16 protein-coding genes and 1 other annotated feature are annotated in these 19,751 nt (G+C 45.3%); of the genes, 15 read left to right on the top strand and 1 reads right to left on the bottom strand.

The features are described 5' to 3' along the window. Nucleotides 1-118 precede the first annotated feature (118 nt). A complete protein-coding gene (locus CCC71_RS02560) occupies nt 119-1,300 on the bottom strand; it encodes an MFS transporter (RefSeq protein WP_295253503.1) in 1,182 nt (393 codons plus the stop codon). 177 nt (nt 1,301-1,477) lie between these two features. After that, nucleotides 1,478-1,676: a binding site (T-box leader), on the top strand. A 40-nt stretch (nt 1,677-1,716) separates the two neighbouring features. Here CCC71_RS02560 and ileS point away from each other — a divergent pair. The 15 genes from ileS (at nt 1,717) to CCC71_RS02635 (ending at nt 19,751) form a co-directional block, all read left to right on the top strand. Continuing rightward, nucleotides 1,717-4,551: an isoleucine--tRNA ligase gene (gene ileS, locus CCC71_RS02565; protein WP_021840798.1), complete on the top strand. Its 2,835-nt coding sequence runs from the start codon at nt 1,717-1,719 to the stop codon at nt 4,549-4,551. Between the two features lie 523 nt (nt 4,552-5,074). Continuing rightward, nucleotides 5,075-5,443, top strand: coding sequence for a hypothetical protein (locus CCC71_RS02570; protein WP_021840797.1), 369 nt, complete (start codon nt 5,075-5,077; stop codon nt 5,441-5,443). 64 nt (nt 5,444-5,507) lie between these two features. Continuing rightward, entirely contained in the window at nt 5,508-5,885 is a 378-nt protein-coding gene (locus tag CCC71_RS02575; protein WP_021840796.1) for a hypothetical protein, read from the top strand. Nucleotides 5,886-6,458: 573 nt separating this feature from the next. Further along, entirely contained in the window at nt 6,459-7,346 is an 888-nt protein-coding gene (locus CCC71_RS02580) for a Cof-type HAD-IIB family hydrolase (protein WP_021840795.1), read from the top strand. 104 nt (nt 7,347-7,450) lie between these two features. Beyond that, complete coding sequence (locus CCC71_RS02585; protein ID WP_156705428.1) at nt 7,451-7,648, top strand: indolepyruvate ferredoxin oxidoreductase subunit alpha; 198 nt, start codon at nt 7,451-7,453, stop codon at nt 7,646-7,648. Between the two features lie 729 nt (nt 7,649-8,377). Then, nucleotides 8,378-9,481, top strand: a complete 1,104-nt coding sequence (locus CCC71_RS02590) for a FecCD family ABC transporter permease (RefSeq protein ID WP_021840793.1) — start codon at nt 8,378-8,380, stop codon at nt 9,479-9,481. A 9-nt stretch (nt 9,482-9,490) separates the two neighbouring features. Further along, nucleotides 9,491-10,285 (top strand): ABC transporter ATP-binding protein, encoded by a 795-nt coding sequence (locus CCC71_RS02595; RefSeq protein ID WP_296332806.1) that lies wholly within the window; start codon nt 9,491-9,493, stop codon nt 10,283-10,285. Next, nucleotides 10,282-11,307: an ABC transporter substrate-binding protein gene (locus tag CCC71_RS02600; protein WP_021840791.1), complete on the top strand. Its 1,026-nt coding sequence runs from the start codon at nt 10,282-10,284 to the stop codon at nt 11,305-11,307. Before CCC71_RS02595 ends, CCC71_RS02600 begins: the two co-directional genes overlap by 4 nt. Next, nucleotides 11,307-13,217: a TonB-dependent receptor plug domain-containing protein gene (locus CCC71_RS02605; RefSeq protein ID WP_021840790.1), complete on the top strand. Its 1,911-nt coding sequence runs from the start codon at nt 11,307-11,309 to the stop codon at nt 13,215-13,217. Before CCC71_RS02600 ends, CCC71_RS02605 begins: the two co-directional genes overlap by 1 nt. 177 nt (nt 13,218-13,394) lie before the next feature. Then, a complete protein-coding gene (locus tag CCC71_RS02610) occupies nt 13,395-13,736 on the top strand; it encodes a hypothetical protein (protein ID WP_296332808.1) in 342 nt (113 codons plus the stop codon). Further along, the gene (locus tag CCC71_RS02615; RefSeq protein ID WP_296332811.1) at nt 13,733-15,328 is read left to right on the top strand and encodes a TonB-dependent receptor plug domain-containing protein; all 1,596 of its coding nucleotides are present in this window, start codon (nt 13,733-13,735) and stop codon (nt 15,326-15,328) included. The genes CCC71_RS02610 and CCC71_RS02615 overlap by 4 nt, the downstream gene beginning before the upstream one ends. Before the next feature lie 153 nt (nt 15,329-15,481). Then, nucleotides 15,482-16,096: a MotA/TolQ/ExbB proton channel family protein gene (locus CCC71_RS02620; RefSeq protein ID WP_021840788.1), complete on the top strand. Its 615-nt coding sequence runs from the start codon at nt 15,482-15,484 to the stop codon at nt 16,094-16,096. 1 nt (nt 16,097) lies between these two features. Further along, the gene (locus tag CCC71_RS02625; protein WP_021840787.1) at nt 16,098-16,502 is read left to right on the top strand and encodes an ExbD/TolR family protein; all 405 of its coding nucleotides are present in this window, start codon (nt 16,098-16,100) and stop codon (nt 16,500-16,502) included. Nucleotides 16,503-16,510: 8 nt separating this feature from the next. Further along, nucleotides 16,511-17,248: an energy transducer TonB gene (locus CCC71_RS02630; RefSeq protein ID WP_021840786.1), complete on the top strand. Its 738-nt coding sequence runs from the start codon at nt 16,511-16,513 to the stop codon at nt 17,246-17,248. A 268-nt stretch (nt 17,249-17,516) separates the two neighbouring features. Next, nucleotides 17,517-19,751 carry a TonB-dependent receptor gene (locus tag CCC71_RS02635; protein WP_156705401.1) on the top strand — a complete coding sequence of 745 codons (2,235 nt, stop codon included), beginning with the start codon at nt 17,517-17,519 and terminating at the stop codon, nt 19,749-19,751.

Consider the following 19,751-nt stretch of genomic DNA (forward strand, 5'->3'; position numbering starts at 1 on the left):
TCTGTATATGATGATTTGTTAGGTAAAGAAAAAAATAAACTCATCCGGCAACGGGACAAGTTTATTTTGCAGTATTCAAAAGATGTGATGACCATATTTAACAGTACTTGGCCTATTATTATAATCTTAATTTAAAGTACACCCAAATGGCGTTGGCTAAGAATAGCAGACCGCTAGCCCAGAAGAGGGCGGTAAAGCCGAATTGCCCCATGAAGAGCGCACCGCCCACAGAGCCGAGGAAATAACCCAAGAACTGAGTCGTCTGGGTATAGGAAAAGACTTGGCCGGAAACGGTTTTAGGGGCATGAGTGGAAATATACGTGTTGAGTGACGGTAATAAGCCGGCGAGCCCAAGCCCGGTTAAAAAGCGTAAGATACCAAGTTCCAAGGCCGAAGTGACATAGGCCTGCGGAATGGTAACGAGGGCTACATAAATTAACGAACCAATGAGGATAGGCCGCGGACCGATGCGATCTATCCATTTGCCTATATAGGAACTGCTCAACATTTGCGCAAAACCGGTTGAGGCAAAGACGAGTCCTGCCAATAAGGCGAGTTGTGGTGTATCAGGCGGTACAATTTCGCTCAAGTACACCGTAATAATCGGCTGCAAGCTCATCAGAGAGAGTGTATAAATAAAAGTAGAGGCCGCTACAATTAACAGCTCATGGAAGTTCGGTAATTGTTGACGCAACTCTTTAAAATTGTGGGCCACCTTGTTTGGATCCGGTGTAAAGGACTCGTGAACAAAGAAAAACACCAGTAAAAAGGCGGCGCCTAAGAAGCAGGCAATGATGAAAAAAGAGAAACGGACGCCAAACATATCGGCTAAGTAACCGCCGATTAAAGGACCGATGAGTGAACCGGCCAAATTGGACGAGGCCAGCACCGACAAGGCCCAACCTGTTTTTTCTTCCGGTGTTTCCGACGCCACGAGAATGATGGAAGCGGAGAAAAAGCCGGACACGAGACCGTGTATAAATCGGACTAACACAAGCTGCAATGGCGATTGTACGAAGCACATGAGCAGATTACAGAGCATCATCCCAAAACTGGCTCGCAGTAAGGAAATTTTGCGACCTTTACGGTCGGCTAAGCGGCCCCAATAGGGAGAAACTAATGCGACGACTAAATATGTGATGCCCATCGCCAAGCCTGACCAATAGGCTGTCTCGTTTGTTGTGGTGACGCCCAGTTCGTTCATATAAATCGGTAATAGCGGCGCCAATTGGCTGAGCCCCAAGGCCGATAAGAACGCGCCGAAGAAACAAATGTATACAGTGCGTTGCCAAGCAAGCATATAAATCCTCCTTTTGAATTTGTTAGTAGATGTTTTAATTATACACTTTTTTTACAAAAAGTGCATATGAAATGACTTGACAAAATGGAGGTACTTCTCTATACTCTAGCTAAGGCAAAATACCATAGCAACTTGCTATGGATATTTTAGTTATAAGAAAATGTTTTATACATATGATAGAATGCGATGACAAAGACGGTTATTTCGGGTAATTCTCAGCGAGCTGACAGATGGTGCGAGGTCAGTGAATGAAGAAATAACGAATCACTTGGGAGCATATGAAGTTTTAACTTTATCGGTGAGCACCGTTATATGCGTGAGTGGCTCTTTATGAGTCAGTAGGGTGGTACCACGGACTATCGCGTTCGTCCCTTCGGGGATGAGCGCTTTTTTTATTAGTTGAGAGGAGAGTATTTATGGATTACGGTAAAACTTTGCATTTGCCTGCAACGGAATTTCCTATGCGCGGCAACTTGCCAAAATGCGAACCTGAGTATTTAAAATTTTGGGAAGACAATAAAATCTACGAAAAACGTTTGGAATTAAGAAAAGGCAATAAGAGCTTTGTCTTGCATGACGGACCTCCGTATGCAAACGGCAAACTTCATATCGGTCATGCCCTTAACAAAACGTTAAAAGATATCATCATGAAATATAAAACCATGCAAGGTTTTTACACTCCATATATTCCGGGCTGGGATACGCATGGTTTGCCAATCGAACATGCCATCATCAAAAACACCGGCCTTAACCGCCATGAAATGAGTCCACTTGATCTTCGCGCTAAATGTAAAGAATACGCTTTGCAGTGCGTGGAAGAACAGAAAAAAGACTTCATCCGTTTCGGCGTACTCGGCCGTTTTGAAGATCCGTATTTGACATTAAAACCTGCGTTTGAAGTTAAACAGCTTGGTATCTTCGGTGAAATGGCTAAACGCGGATACATCTACAAAGGTCTTAAAACTGTTTACTGGTGTACTCACTGCGAAACAGCCTTGGCTGAAGCGGAAATCGAATACCATGAAAAGAAATCCTTCTCTATCTATGTAAAATATGCGTATGTAGATGAAGTAAAACGTACGTTGCCTGAAGGCGTGGATCCGGCTAAAGCCTATGCTGTAATCTGGACAACTACACCTTGGACATTACCTGCATCTCAGGCCATCTCCGTAAACCCTGAACTTGAATATGCATGGGTACAGGTTGGCGATGAATACTACTTGATGGCCGTAGAACTCGTTGACTCCGCTATGAAAGATGCTCAGGTTGAAGACTACAAAGTGGTTAAAACCTTCCCGGGTTCCGACTTGGAATTGGCTACTTTCAGGCATCCGTTCATTGACCGCGAAGTTAGAGTATTATTGGGTGACCATGTAACACTTGAAGCCGGTACCGGCTGCGTTCATACCGCTCCTGCACACGGTGAAGAAGACTTTGGGATTTTCCAAAAATACAATAAAGAAGGCAAAATCAACACGGAAATCCTTTCTTTCGTTAATGCTACCGGTAACTATGTGGCCGCTGTAGATAACGATCGTTACGGCGATACGGAAGAACCGTTGGCCGGCAAAGAAATTCACGAAGCCGAAGTGCCTATCTTGAAAATCGTAGCGCATAACGGTGCTTTATTGCATAAAGGTACGTTGCGTCACCAATACGCACACTGCTGGCGTTGTAAAAATCCGGTAATCTACCGTGCCACCGAACAGTGGTTCTCTTCCGTTGACGGTTACCGTAAAGCAGCCCTTGACGTTATCGACAATCAGGTACAGTGGATTCCTAAATGGGGCCATGACCGCATCTATAACATGATTGCGGACCGTGGGGACTGGGTAATTTCCCGTCAACGTGTATGGGGCGTACCAATCCCTGTATTCTACTGCGATTCTTGCGGTGATTATGTAGTAAATGATGATACTATCAAATCTGTTCAAGCTTGGGTTGCCAAAGAAGGATCCGATGCTTGGTGGAATCATACAGCTAAAGAATTATTACCTGAAGGTTTCACTTGCCCTCATTGCGGTCATGGTGAATTCCACAAAGAAACGGATATCATGGACGTTTGGTTCGACAGCGGTTCTTCTTGGGCCGGCGTTTTGGAAAACGAAGGTCTCGATGTACCATGCGCTATGTACCTTGAAGGTTCCGACCAGCATCGCGGTTGGTTCAACTCTTCCTTGCTTACCAGCGTAGCTACAACCGGTCAAGCACCTTACAACTCCGTATTGACTCACGGGTTCGTAGTTGACGGTGAAGGCCGTAAAATGTCTAAATCCGTAGGTAATACGGTAGCACCTTCCGACATCATCGATGTGTACGGTGCCGACGTAATGCGTCTTTGGGTATCCTCCGCGGATTACCAGGGCGACGTTCGTTTGTCCAAAGACATCGTTAAACAGTTGTCTGAAGTATATCGTAAGATCCGTAACACATTCCGCTTCTTATTGGGGAACTTGGACGACTTCAATCCGAATACAGATAAAGTGGCTTATGAAAACTTGTCTGAAATCGACAAATGGGCTCTTCTTCGCTTGGAAGAAGTTCGCCGCAAAGTTACGGAAGCCTATGAAAACTACGAATTCCATATCTTGTATCATACAATCCACAACTTCTGCACCGTTGATTTGAGTTCCTTCTACTTGGATGTAATGAAAGATACCATGTATGCTGAAAAAGCGACGGCACAGGCTCGTCGCAGTGCTCAGACTGCTATGTATGAAATCGTAGCAACCTTGGTACGTATGGTAGCACCGGTTCTTTCCTTCACCGCTGAAGAAGTATGGCAGTACATGCCGAAAGAAGACGGTATGCGTGAAAGCGTAATGCTTGAAGATTGGCCTACCGGCAAAGAAGTTCATTATGATGCAGCGTTGGCTGAAAAATGGAGTAAGCTCTTGGCTCTTCGTTCCGAACTTACAAAAGCTTTGGAAACGGCTCGTCAGAATAAAGAAATCGGTCACTCCTTGGATGCATCCATCACAGTATATGCTGACGGCGATGTATTCAAACGCTTGAACGAAGTCAAAGACCAGTTGGCCGCTTTACTCATCGTAAGTGAAGCTCATTTGGTTGAAGGTCGCGATTCGGCTCCGGCTGAAGCGGTGGCTACCGAAGAAGGTCACTTGAGCGTGGTTGTAAAACCAAGTGAATTTGAAAAATGCGAACGTTGCTGGATTCATCGTGAAACAGTAGGGCAGAATGCAGAACATCCTACATTGTGCCATCGTTGCGTAGATGTATTAACTAAATAATTTCTGAGCACATCGCTGTTCAGTTTGAAAGAGAGAAGACCCCTTCTTTGCTCCCGGCCTACAGCTTCGCTGATAGGAAAGGTCGCGGCAGAAGGGGTCTTCTTCTCTTTCTATCCAGAGTACGGTGCGCTGCTGCTCGGAAATTATTTAGTCAGGGGGAGGAGGAATGGTTGCTTCGGAAGACATAGTCTCCTTTTCTGCTCAGAGTACGATAGCACCGTAGGCTCGGAAGTTATTTAGGAGCGGGGAGCGAAAGAGGTGGAAGCGCTCCCTGCCTGCAGCTATGCTGCAGGAGCGGTCGCAAGGAAAGAGAGTGTATTCTTTTCTTCGCAGAGTATGTGGCGCTGTTGCGAGGAAGTTATTTAGGCGTAGTCCGCTTTACTTCGCTCGCTACGGATGTGTTTTTTAGAAGTTGAATTTTCTTGAAGTATATAAAATAAATATATATCTGTGAGAAATTTTTATAGTATAATTGAAATGATTATAAGTGATGATATAGCGTGTGGGGAATAGGGGGCGTGGAATGAGATATTTACGTGTTTTCTTAGCTGTAGTTTTATTGCTGGGGATTTTTGCAATCAATAATAGTTTATATGCTGCTGATTGGTATTATGTTGGCAAGAGTGCCAATGAGGATACTTTTTTCATCGATAATGAAAGTCTTGAAAAAACGAGTTTACAGGCTAAGTTATGGGTTCGCAAAGGTAGTCCTGATGGTACGACTATTTATTATTTGATGGGGATGGATCGAGATTCGCGGACGGTAAAGGTTATTTCGCGTATCATGTACGGGCAAAATGGTGAGGTTCTTGAAGCAGGAGCAATTAATAGTGAGTGGCTTGCTATTGTGCCGGATTCACCGATGGAATGGGTTTATTCGCTATTGTGGTAAATGTTAAGGTGTAAACCGCATGTTGGTTATTATAGTTTTGTGGTAGTTGGGGGAGATTAATAACATGAAATTTATGCGCATTGTTTTTATGGTATTTGCTTTACTAGGTTTATTCGGTATCAATAACACTTCACTAGCTGTTAATTGGGATTATATTGGCAAGAATGTTAAAGGAACGATGCTTTTTGTTGACACGGATAGTGCTGAAATAAATGCTGAACACGCCAGAGTATGGGTTAAGATGGAATATCCGGATGGGGCATCAGATATTTTTCTTGTTGCCATGGCTCGCCGGGCAAAGATTATAAAATACTTCTCCTATGCTGTTTATGATAAAAATGGCGTGATTACCAGTGCCGGCGATTTCTATGACGGGTGGAAACATATCGTGCCGGAGTCGGGCATGGAGGCGGTGTATAAAGCAATTTGGCCGTTTAACTAAATAGCGTCTGAGCCGTTATGGGCTCTGGGGAAAAGAAGCATATATCTTCCTCGCTCTCTGCCTACAGCTTCGCTGATAGGAAAGGTCGCTTCGGAAGATATATGCTTCTTTTTGGTGCCCAGGGTACGATAGCGCTGTTGCTCAGAGGTTATTTAGTGGCACGGGCTAGATGGCTTTATAGGGGAGAAGGGGGAGATTGGAGGTTATTTAGGAGAGAACCGCATTGCTTCGCTCGCTACGGGAGATGTGAGGTTGTATTAGAGTAATGAGCGGAGGTGGCGTGACTCAGAGGATAATTTAGGGGCTGCCCGCATTGCTTCGCTCGCTACGGGGGATGTGAGTTTGTATTAGAGTAATGAGCGGAGGTGGCGTGACTCAGAGGTTATTTAGGAGTGCTCCGCATTGCTTCGCTCGCTACGGGGGAATAAATGAATTTTATTTAAGAATTATTTAGTCCGCTGTAATATTAAGATATGCTATAATTAGCATTAAAGGTATTAAATTATAAGGTAGTCAGTGGCAGGGGTTATTTGTTTGCTGAGTGGATATAAACGAAATTAGAGGAGGTTTTGAATGGCAGCGGATATTACAACTTTTGATAAGAAATTTTTAAAAAAGCCGATTAAGTTAATTGTTTCAGATGTTGACGGCACGTTGGTGGATACGGATAAGCACATCAGTGACGTGACGGTACAGGCAATGAAGGAGGCCATGGCAGAAGGTATTGCGGTGGCGGTAGCCAGTGGCCGTGCATTCGGTGAGATGGGCGAGGTTCTTCAGCGTTTGCCAGAAATTGAAGAGTATATTTGTAGTAACGGTGCCGTGGTAGTTGAGCAGAAGCATGGCCAATCTAAGGTGATTTTCCGTCAGTCGTTCAGTAATGAAGAAGGTTTGTGGCTCATGGATCAACTGTTGCCGTTTGATGTATATATTGAAGCGTATGGCGGTAAAGATATTTTTGGCACAGCCGATGAAATGGAGGAGTTTGCCGCTAATTTGTCACCGCATTTGATTCCGCTTATGAAGGCAAGCCGTACGATGGTGCCAAATTTGCGCGATTATATTGTAGAAACTGGTATGGATTTGGAAAAAATCCAATTGTTCTACGGTACGGAAGAAAAGAAGCAGGCGATTTTAAAACATTTTGAAGGTGATGACCGTTTTACGATTATTCAATCTAGTGAAGGCAATTTGGAATTCGTACAACCTGGGATCAGTAAAGGCCGTGCTGTAGCAGCGTTGGCTAATGAATTGGGAATCACAGCTGATGAAGTTATGACTATCGGCGACAGCAACAATGATTTAACGATGCTTGCGTATGCAGGCGTATCTTTCGCCATGGCCAATGGTGAGGCTACGACGAAGGCAACGGCTAAATACTTGGCACCAACCAATGATGAAGACGGTGTGGCGCAAGTTGTACGTGCTGTAGTAACAGCTTCCAAAGAGTTGGTGAAATAATGAACGGCAAGGAAGCTGATTCGTCTGGGATTGGAATTTACAAGGGCGATGTTTCAAGCGAAATTAAGCCATGTAAGGATAAGGCGCAGGATAAGGTCGGGGCTATGGCCGGATTACGTTGGCGCTTTGTAGTGAATGGCGAGCGATGCGTCAAGTGTGGTGCCTGTGCCATGGATTGTCCTGTGCAGATTATTGTGGAGCAACCACAACAGTTTTTTATCGGTAATGGTTGTATCGGTTGCGGTGATTGTTATGAAATCTGTCCGGTAGGTGCTATTGAGCGCGTAAAATCAAATGAATAATAAATATGTAAATCGAATAAATAATAAACGTGCAAATCGGACGAATGATGAGTGTAACATGTAGACTTGCACAGTAGCAAAAATAGAAAAATCGGGTTCATTTTATATAACATGATGAATATAAGCGATTAGTGAGTATGATAATATCGGAAACGGTATTTGAATGCGTGACTAATCGCTTTTTATATTTGAGTCCCATTCTTATAATTGATAAATAGCTCTTAAAAATTCGAAATTTCATACTGATAACTGTTGTCGGAATAGATTTTATTTAAAATAATAAGCAGGTATTCAAGATATGTCATCTTAATTTTTTGTATTACGTTGACAAACTTAATGATAATGAGATGAAGTTGAATTTTAATTCCTGTTTGTTTAGAGGGGGATTTTGAAAAATAAGATTATATATAGTGTTTTAAAGGAAGTTTTCATGAGTTAGTATTGACAGTTACTATCATTTTATATAAAATAATGTATGCAATAGAAGATTTTTTTCTCAATTCTATAATTTTTAATACATAATAAACGAATGCTAAGTAGCATAGGACAATGTAATATTTGTAGCCAAAAATTTGGCCTCTTTCGACAAGGTTAGCACTGCGCGACGATTTCAGTTGGCTTGAGTAAGCCGATATGTAATAGTACCTCATATTTTCAGGTAAGTGTTATTGGAATCAGGGACGTATACTGTTGACCTGTTTTTATGTCATAACGAAATGAGGGTAGTTGATGAACGATGTCGAATTAATGACACGCCAAGAACGCCTGCAAGAGTTACAGACCGCTACGAAGCATCGAACTGAAACATTGGGCAGTTGGGCCGTACCGGTTCTGACTGCCTTTTTATTATGCGCAATTATAGCCGCAGTAGCCTTGGGCAGTGTAACAATCTCGGCAGAGCAAGTATTGGCGGTATTAAGTGCAAAATTAACGGGGAGCGTGGTGCCTGAGTCGGTGCCACCCGCTATGACGGATATTATATGGGATATTCGCATACCTCGTGTCATATTGGCCGCATTAGTCGGTGCCGGTCTTGCTTTATCCGGCGCTATAATGCAGGCGTCGGTGCAAAATCCGCTGGCGGAACCTTTTATTCTGGGAATTGCGTCCGGAGCCTCAGTGGGGGCGGTTGTGGCGATTCTGTTAGGTCATTTGTTAGGAGTCGCTAATGTAGGCGTGCCGCTGTGGGCTTTTGGCGGTGCCATCGTGGCAACCTTGGCAGTACTTGCCTTAGCCGGTATGGGACGACGTATTTCTACGGTTAAGCTCGTCTTGGCCGGTGCAGTTGTGAGTGCCTTATGTACGGCCCTATCTAATTTTATTATCTACATGGCCGGTGATGCGGAAGGCATGCAAAGTGCCGCGTTTTGGACGATGGGCTCCTTAGCGGATGCGAAATGGTCTATGCTTGGTTGGCCGGCACTTGTGGTCGGTTGCATGACGGTGTACTTTTTATCCCAAGTGCGTGCCTTGGACGCCTTACTACTGGGCGAAGAAATGGCGGTTACGCTGGGGATTAATGCGACGCGTAAACGGTACATCTACATGGCCTGTATGGCGCTTTTAACGGGCGTGCTCGTTTCACAGTGCGGTATTATCGGGTTTGTAGGACTCGTTATTCCTCACATGTCGCGCGCCTTTGTAGGTGTCGGTCATAAGCGCTTACTGCCTGTAGTTGTGCTGGGCGGCGCCATTTTCCTTGTGTTGGCCGATTTATTGTCGCGTGTGCTGTTGCCGGCCGGCGATTTGCCAATCGGTATTTTGACAGCCTTAATGGGGGCGCCGCTCTTTATGAAACTTCTCTTTGGTTCGAGTCGGAATTTTGGTGGTTAGGAGGCCGGTATGAAAGAAATTATAGTAAAAAATCTTAACTACCGCGCCGGTAACAATCAAATTCTAAATGATTTATCACTCACCATTCCGGCCGATAAATTTGTAGGCCTTATGGGGCCGAACGGTTGCGGTAAATCGACCCTTTTGAAACATCTGTATCGAGTCCTTCCCATTCAGCAGGGTGAAATTACTTTTGACGGTACGCCGTTGGCGGCGATTCCGCTTCGTGAAGCGGCTCAGCAAATCGGTGTAATGGGACAGTTTCATGCAGTGAACTTTGATTTTACGGTGTGGCAAATTGTAATGATGGGTCGTACGCCGTATAAAAAAGGGTTTGACGATGACACGGAAGAAGACGCACAGCTTGCTATGGAGGCCCTCCGAAAGGTTGGCATGTGGGACCGAGCTAAACGTAGTTTTGCTTCGTTATCCGGTGGGGAGCAGCAACGTGTCATGTTGGCGCGTGTACTTTGCCAACAGCCGTCGTACTTGATCTTAGATGAGCCGACGAACCATCTGGATATAACGTATCAGTTGGAACTGTTGGAAGTAATTAAAGGTCTTGGTGTCGGCGTCATTGCAGCGCTCCATGATTTGAATTTGGCTTCGCTCTTTTGTGATGAGATTTTTATCATGAAAAAAGGTCAAATGGTAAAACATGGTACTCCTTCAAAGCTCATCAATGAAGATTTGATTCGTGATGTATATGCTGTGAAGAGTGTGGTATCGGCTCATGACGACGGTACGCCGATTGTGACGTATCGCAGGCAGGGCCTCAGTGGAAACTCGGGTGAGTCGCCATGATGTCATGGTGGGAACGATGGAGTCGGCGCTTAATCGGCTTGGTTGCGCTTTGTGCCTTAGTATTAGTTGTGTGGTTTGCGTATACTAACGGCCGTTGGCAACCTGTCGGTGAGGTAAGTGCCAATCAAGGCGGTATTGTTATTCAAAACTTTGACAGTGACGGAAATCCAATGAGTTTTGAATATGAAGAACCGCCGAGTCGTGTGATTGTGACCTATCCGGGGGCGACGGAATTACTTATTGATTTGGGCCTCGAGAATCGAATTGTCGGGACGGTAGAACCTTATGGTGAAGAGCCGGAGCGATATCGCGAGATCTATAGTCGATTGCCCTTGGTAACGAATAGTTATGTGCCCAGCCGTGAACAGGTTATGGCGTTGCAGCCGGACTTGCTGATGGGCTGGTCGCATCATTTTACACCGGCCGCATTGGGTGATGTGCGGCAGTGGTATGAACGAAATATCGGTGTATATATTGTGCCGGCTACGATTCGTAAGAATCAGCCGACTGTGGAGAGTACAGTATATCCCTTTATTGATGATACGGGACGGCTTTTTCAGGTCCCGGAGCGGGCAAGTGCCTATAAAGAACAATTACAAAAGCGAGTGCAAAAGGTGACTGAACAAGTAAATCAACGGAACTATAAGCCGAATGTCATTATTTTACAAGCCCATGGGCATAGTACTTACAGCTTATACGGACCGGTTTATCTTGTAGATGACATTGTCAAAAAAGCAGGTGGTCATAATCTGACCGACCGGCAGATTTCAGTTGTGGGGCCGGAACGTGTGTTGGCGTTCGACCCGGATGTAATTGTGTTTGTGACCGTAAGTCAAGGTAATCGTACGCCAAGTGCTGAGGAGGCGATTGCCGAATTGTTAAAAGATCCGAATTTGCGTAATATGCGTGCTATTCGGGAGCGGCGTATTATAGCCGTGCCGTTTGCGGATGTTAACAATGGTAACGGTCGTGTGGTAGATGCCCTGGAGAGAATCGCTCAGGGATTTGAGGAGGAAAAATAATGAAATTGAATCATCGCCATGGTGTAAGTAAAGCTGTTTTGACAGCTTTGGTAATTACCGCTACGAGCGGCAGTGTGTGGGCCGCCGACTACGATGAAAGCAATTTGCAGGATTTAGGGAAAGTTGTGCTCGTAACGGCTAGTCGTTTGTCGGAAGAAAAAGTGGACATTCCGGCGGATACGACAGTTATTACGGCCCAGGAAATTGAAAAGGGTAATTTTAATAGTGTATCGGACGCGTTGAAAGCGAACAATGTGCCGGTAGTGCAGAAAGGTTTTGCATCCTATCCGGAACTCAACGGTGACACCCGTGTGCTCGTTATGGTGAACGGACGAAGAATGAACTGGGATCATTTGATTGTATCCGGGGACAATAATGCTATCGATATTGACCAGTTCCCGGTTGAAAATATTGAGCGTATCGAAGTGGTTAAAGGTCCTAACTCTGCACTTTACGGTGAACGTGCCGTAGCCGGGGTTATTAACATTATTACTAAAGAAGGCACCATGGGTCAGAAGACTACCGTTAAAGGTGAAGTCGGCAGCTGGGGTTACTGGAAAACCGGTATTACGGCGCAAGGCGGTGATGAAAGTAATGCGTACTTCGTATCCTACAGCAAAACGCGTCAAAAAAATTATCACTACAAAGACAGCAACGGTAACTCTCATGAATTCCCGGACAGCTCTATTAACCGCGATAATGTAACGGCTCGTTTTGACCATTACTTCGACGACGACCGCATGACAGTGGACTTCTCCTATAGTCATCGTAAGGACGGCTTCGGTATCTACCTTAGCGATCCGTTAAACGGTGTGGCTTACGGTTCCGGCATGAAGAGTAATACAACCGACATGAGCTATGGCGTGACCTATAACTTCGGTTCCGATTCCGGTACCTTCGTACGTGCTTACCGCAATACTGAAAAAGCGGATGCACCGTTTGCCGGTACCCCGTATGAACATGATTTGGCATTGTTTGGCTTGGAAGGTCAAAAAACTTGGAAGCTTGGTGATCATACTTTAATCAGTGGTGCAAACTTCACAAAAGAAGATATTGATGAAACGAATGATGGCGTTTCCTTTAGTAAAGGTGCTAAAACAAAAGCTGCTTATGTGGAAGATAAATGGGAACTCGGCAATGGCTGGACTGCGAACCTTGGTACTCGTTATGAACATCACAATACCTTCGGCGGTGACTGGGCATCTCATATCGGTTTAAATAAAAAACTCGATGAAAATACCCATGCTTATATCTCTTGGGGCCAGGCCGTTAATAACCCGACTCTCAAGATGTTATACGCTAACTCACCGTACTGGATTGGTAACCCTGATTTGAAACAGGAAAAATCTCATACCGTAACATTAGGGATTGACAGTCAAGTATCCGATCGCTTACTCGTATCGGCCAGCATCTATGAAAGCAAATTGAAAGATGCTCTTGATTGGGTATGGGATACAAGTATTTCCAAAACTGTGTACTACAACGTAAATAAAGAAAAACGCCAAGGCCTTAACTTGAGTGCTACTTATAAATTGGACGATGCTTGGAAACTTCGTGCCTCTTATAACTTCTTGCGTCAGCGTGTTGATACGGGCAGCGGCATGACGAATGATGATAAGAACCGTCATCCAAATTCCTATGGCTTGGAAGTAAGCTATGAAAAGAACCGTTGGTATGTATCCAATAACTTCCGTTATGTAACCGGTCGTTCAACCGCTTATTACACAGATTCCTCTTACTTTAACTGGGATTTGAACGTAAGTTACAAGTTGAGCGATTCTACGAAGATTTATGCTCAGGGCTTGAACTTGACGAATGAATCTTATGAAGTAGAACCTTACAATTACCCGGTTGGTGCGTATGCTATGCCGGAACGTCATTATGTAGTCGGTGTGGAACATAGCTTCTAAGCTTATCCGTATTTTTGAAAAAGAAAACTAAGGTTGCAATTAGTGTGTAAGTTGTAGCCTGAAGTTTGGCATAAATGGTTACGTCACATTGAGTGTGGAATGTGACGAGCCATTTAAACGCTAATTAGTTGTTTGTATCGATGTGTGATTAGGCATGTGTGTTTAGGAGGAAATGTAATGAAATTGAATCATCGCAATGGTGTAAGTAAAGCTGTTTTGACAGCTTTGGTAATTACCGCTACGAGCGGCAGTGTGTGGGCCGCCGACTACGATGAAAGCAATTTGCAGGATTTAGGGAAAGTTGTGCTCGTGACAGCCAGTCGTTTGTCGGAAGAAAAAGTGGACATTCCGGCAGATACTACGGTTATTACGGCTAAAGAAATAGAAGAAGGCAATTATAATAATGTATCAGATGCGTTAAAAGCCAATAATATTCCGGTGATTCAGAAAGGCTTTGCCGCTTATCCGGAGCTTAACGGCGATACACGCGTACTCGTTATGGTGAACGCCGTAAGATGAACTGGGACCATTTAGTTGTATCCGGCGCGTCCAATGCGATTGATATTGACCAGATTCCGATGGATAACATCGATCGTATCGAAGTGGTAAAAGGTCCTAACTCGGCACTCTATGGCGAACGTGCTGTGGCCGGGGTTATCAACATTATTACGAAAACGCCGACAATGGGTCAGAAAACAACTGTGCGCGGTGAACTCGGCAGCTGGGGTCATCGTAAAGGCACTGTGATTACGCAAGGCGGCGACGAAACGAACGGTTACTTCGTGTCCTACACGAAAGAACGTCGTGACAATGTACATTACAAGGATTATCAAGGCAACAGTCACGAATTCCCGGATACCTACATTAACCGCGATAAATGGACGGCCCGTTATGACCGTTACATCGGTGACGATCAGTTGAGCGTAGATTTTAGCCGTGTTGAAAAGAAAGACGGCTATGGTATTCGTCTTAAAAATCCGCTTACCGGTACGGTAACCGGTGCCGGTAATGTGAAAGATACAACGGACATGAGTTACGGCGTGACCTATAATTTCGGCACTGATTCCGGTACTTTTGTGAGAGCGTATCGTAATACCGAAACCAGTGATTCCGGCTTCGGCTCCGGTAGTTCGTCCAGCTCTTACAGCCATGACCTTTCTATGGACGGTATTGAAGGACAGAAAACTTGGAAAATCGGCGATCACACTTTAATCAGTGGTGTTACGTACAATCAGGAACATATTAAAGAAGAAAACAACGCAGTTGCCTTTGATAAATCCATGATTAGTAAGGCTGTATACGTTGAAGATAAATGGGAGCTCGGTCAGGGCTGGACGGCCAACTTCGGTACTCGTTATGAGCATCAGGATACGTTTGGCGGTGATTGGGCGTCCCATATCGGCCTCAATAAAAAGTTAAACGATACGACCCATGCGTATATTTCCTGGGGCCAGGCCGTTAATAATCCGACCCTTAAAATGCTCTATGCCAACACGGAGTTCTGGATTGGAAATCCCGATTTGGAGCAGGAAAAATCACAGACCGTAACGCTTGGTATCGATAGTGACGTGAGCGACCGCTTAAGCGTATCGGCCAGCGTGTTTGCCAGCCGTTTGAAAAACGCCTTGTCGTGGGTAAACGGTTATTATGATTCAAACGATAATTACGTACAAGGTTATTATGAAAATGTTAACCGTGAAAAACGCCGTGGTCTGAACCTGAGCGCTACTTATAAAATAGATGATGCTTGGTCCGCTCGTGCCGGTTATAACTATGTGAAAATTCAGCAGGATACCGGCAGCGGCTATGTAAGCTCAACCGATAACCGCAATCCGAACCGTTACAGCTTGGAACTCATGTATGAAAAAAATCGTTGGTCCGTTAACAACATGTTCCAATACGTAACCGGACGCTCTACGGCGAAATATTCCGATTCGTCCTACTTCGTATGGGATGTGAATGTAAACTATAAATTGAACGAGAATACGAAGGTTTACGCCCAAGCATTCAACTTAACCAATGAATCCTATGAAGTGGAGCCATCCACAACTATCGGCTCCTACGCTATGCCGGAACGTCACTATGTAGTCGGCGTGGAACATAGCTTCTAAGCTGATTTTTCAGAAGATTAAAACGTTGTCGGCGTTCAAACTTTAATAATTGATTATTAGTCAAATAGTAGTATATGCAATTTTTAAAACGTTAAATGACCGACTTTAAGGCGGTGATTAATAGATTATTTTATTTAAACAAAGGAGTATCTCATGGAACTATTAGAATTATTTCACCAAGGCGGATTAGTAATGTATCCGTTGTTACTTTGCTCGATTATAGCTATCGCTATCTTGGTAGAACGGGTGCGTACCTATCGTGCGGCTCAATCCAATATGAACCGCTTGCGCGAAGAAGTGCCGGTGTTGGCGGCTGCTAATAATCAAAAAGGCTTGGAAGCTTTATGTGCCGAAGATGGCGGTGTAGCTGCTGAAATGCTTACATCGGCCATTTACCGCGACACCGTTAAATCTAAAAATGCTGCATTACAGGGCGCAGCCGGAGCCATTGCGGGTCGCTTGCGTGCTCGTTTAAGTTATTTGGAAACTATCGTTACTTTGGCCCCGCTCCTCGGTTTGCTCGGTACCGTAACCGGTATGATTAGCTCTTTTAGTGTTTTATCCGTGTCCGACGGTCAGCCTTTTGCCATTACCGGCGGCGTGGGTGAAGCGTTGATTGCGACGGCTACCGGCCTTGTTGTGGCTATCGTAGCCCTCGTTATCCATTCCTATTTGGTGCATAAACAAGACGGTCTTATTACCGATATGGAAGAAATCGGTAATGTGTATATGAATGCGGCCGTTGATGTTGTAGCGAAAGAGGCTTAATGTGAATATCAGAAGTCTTCGTACAACCAATAAACCAAAGCTCATGATCATCCCTATGATTGACATTATATTCTTCCTATTAGTGTTTTTCATGATGAGTATGTTATCCATGGTGGTTCAAAAATCCATGCCTGTGAATTTACCGACAGCCACGGCCAGTTCGGTCGATTTGCAGCGTAAGATTCCGATTACCATCACGGCGGATGGCAAAATTTATGTAGAGCAGGATGCGTACGATTTGAACGGTATGGCCAAACGTCTTGAAGCTGAAAAAGCTAAAGGCGGTGATTTAACGATTATTCTCAGAGCCGACCAACGTGCGCAGTACGGTGAATTTGTTCAAGTTCTGGATACGCTAAAAAATATGCAGCTCAATAAGATTGCCGTAGCTACCGAAAGTAAGTAGGTGATAGTATGAGTGAAAACGTACAAGAGGTAACGCAAAAAACGTCGCAGTTTGCTCATATTTATAAAAATCGTTGGCGCATGGCGATTACCACATCCGTCATTATCAATGTGGCGTTGATGAGCGGTATGGTATGGTCGTTTTTGCAAAAACCGGAACTCGTGCCTGATAAAACCCCGATTACCATCAGTGTAGTCGGTGATGCGGGTCCTTCGGCGGGGCCGGCTGTAGCAGCGCCGCAAAAGTCGACGGTACAACCGCCGGCACCGTTAACCGAAGAGCAGATTGCGGATATTAAAAACGGCGTGCCCGTAGAACAGGTGATTAAAAAAGATACCCCGCAGACGCCAACAGCACCGGTAGCACAGGCTGCAACCGGTTCGTATGCCGGTGAAGCGGCCGGAACGGGCGGCGGCAGTGGCAGTGAAGCCGGTGAAGGAACCGGCAGTGGCGGCGGCAGCGGTCAAGGCGGCGTTGCCGGCGGCGAAGGTACTGAACCGGCCGGAGATATCGTCATTGATGCGGAATATTTAGGACCCCGTTCATTACCGGGTAAAGGTAATGTTGTTGTGTATGTACTGATTAATGAAGCGGGCCGAGCTGTGGATGTAGATATTATCAGCAGCAGCGGTAACGGCTCGTTAGATCGCTGGGCGTTGCAACAGGCGCGCAGCAGTGCGTACCGTCCTAAAACGGTCAACGGAGAGCCGGTTGTTTCCGAAGGGAAAATTGAGTTTGGCAGTTAATTAAAATCTAATGGGCAACTGAATTAGTTTGGTAGGATGGTTTTAAGACAGTTGCCGCTAAGATGAGCCGTAACAGGAGGGCAGGTAGGTCGCTCTCCTGTTTTCCGTTCTTATACTGTAAAGTTGAATTTCAAGTTGCGAATATGAAATTGTAATAGCAATTAGTAATGCTAAGTTATATTGATTGCCAAAGGGCGATTGTGGTTTTGTGTGCAGTATAGTTATACGGTGTTGTATAGCTTGAGTTTTGAGAGAGGAGACCTCGTTAATGAAAACAAATGGTGTGCGTGTGAAAAAAGGCCAAGCCGTGCTGGCCGGTCGTGTATTGGGCGCTTTAGTGTTAGGCGGTTTATGGACTGTTACGGCCGGTAATCAGGTAGAGGCGGCCCGTGATTACAGTAACTTGCAAGACTTGGGTAAAGTTACGCTAGTGGAAGAAAAGAAAGAGCCGGTAGTAGTGCAGGCGGAGCCGGAAACAGCGGCTGAAGACACGTATGCCGGCGGTCAGGTATCTCGTAAGAGCAGCATCGGTGTTCTTGGCAAAAAAGACTTCATGGAAGTGCCGTTTAATGTCATTTCTATTTCCGAAGAAACGATGCAGAACCAGCAGGCTAGCAATATTATCGACGTAGTGGCGAATGATTCGTCGGTTACGGATTTGACCTTGTCCGGCGCGTCTAACGCATGGAGTATCCGCGGCTTTAAAACGACCCAGCAGGATGTGCAGTTGAATGGCATTTACGGCGTTGCTCCGCGTTACTACACGGGCATTGAGTACCTTGAAAACGTTGAAATTCTAAAGGGGCCGAGTGCCATGCTCAGCGGTATGGCGCCGAATGATACGGTAGGCGGCGTTATTAACTATGTAACGAAGCATGCCGGCGACGAAGATAAAAATACGGTGACCCTAACTTATGGTGAAGGCCATCAGTTCACGCAACAACTCGATATGAGTCGCCGTTTTAACGACGGTAAATACGGTGTTCGTCTCAATGTACTAAACCGTGGCAGCCAGGAAGATGCGTACAAGAATGAATCCAACAGTGCCAACACCGTGTTCATGGGTTTTGACGCCAAAGGGGAACGTTGGCGTACGTCCCTCGACATAGGCTACATCTATAACGATATTGAAAACCCACAGTACCAGGTAACCATGTCGCAGGCTACGGCAAATAAGCTTACAGCCTTGCCGAGTGTGAGCGATGATGCTACCTTCGGAGCACCGGATACCTATCGCCGCGTGACTGAGAAATTTGCCTTGTGGAAAGGGGAATACGACCTTAACGACGATTGGACTGCTTGGGCTGCTTTTGGTATGCGTAATACCTCTCAGGACGGCTTATCTAACCGTTTCTTATTGAATAATGTAAACGGCAACGCCAGAGTCAGCTATGTACATAATCGTCAGATTAATAAGGCCATTTCCAGCGAATTCGGTGTTCGCGGTCATTTGCAAACAGGCTCCTTGTCTCATGAAGTAAGCATTGCAGCCTCTCAGGTTCGTTACAAAGTATACGAAGATAAACCGACCGTAACGCCAACGTATACAACCAGCGTGTATAGTCCTTCTTGGCAAACCTATACCGACGGCAGTTACGGTCCGTACTTGATTCGTGATAATCGGGTGCAGCAAAGTGTGGGTATTAACGATATTATCTCCACGGCGGATAATCGCTGGAACTTTATTCTCGGCGGTCGTATTCAGCAGGTAAAAGACACCTCTTACAGCTACAGCGGCAGCACGTTAAAGAGCACGACGCGCTATGACGAAACGGCCTTTACACCAACTTTTGGCATCGTTCATAAAGTGAACGACCGTATGTCCCTCTACGCCAACTATGCGCAAGGTTTATCCTTAGGTGAAACGGCGCCGGATGGCACGGAAAATGCGGGCCAAACTTTTGCACCGTATAAAACGACTCAGTATGAAGTGGGCGCTAAATTTGATTTTGGCAAAATTGCCACTACAATCAGTGCCTTTACTATGAAAAATCCAAGCTTTATCACCACGGATGACAACTACTATGCCTTAGCCGGTGAACAGCGTAACCGCGGTATTGAGCTTAGTGTATTCGGTGAGCCCCGTGAAGGTACCCGTATTTTGGGCGGTATTACCTTCATGGATGCTAAATACATTACCTTGGCTTCTTCCTATGCCGGCTACGAAGGCAATCAGGCTACCGGGGTACCGCGTTGGAGCGGCGTAATCGGGGTTGAGCAAGACATTAAGAGCGTGGAAGGTTTGTCCGTTAATACGCGTTTGACCTATAACGGCAAGGCCTATGTAAATATGGCCAATACCCTTAGCACGAGCCCATGGGTTCGTTGGGACTTGGGTGCCCGTTATAAATTCACTTGGGACAAAACTCCGTTAACTGTACGCGCCAATGTGTACAACGTACTCGATACCGTAAAATGGCATGCCCTTCAAGGCAGCACCACGAATGCTATCTACTTAGGCAAAGGCCGTACCTTTACCTTATCCGTTTCTGCTGATTTCTAA

It is taken from the genome of Veillonella sp. LMAG:90 (assembly GCF_008679445.1).
GTDB lineage: Bacteria > Bacillota > Negativicutes > Veillonellales > Veillonellaceae > Veillonella_A.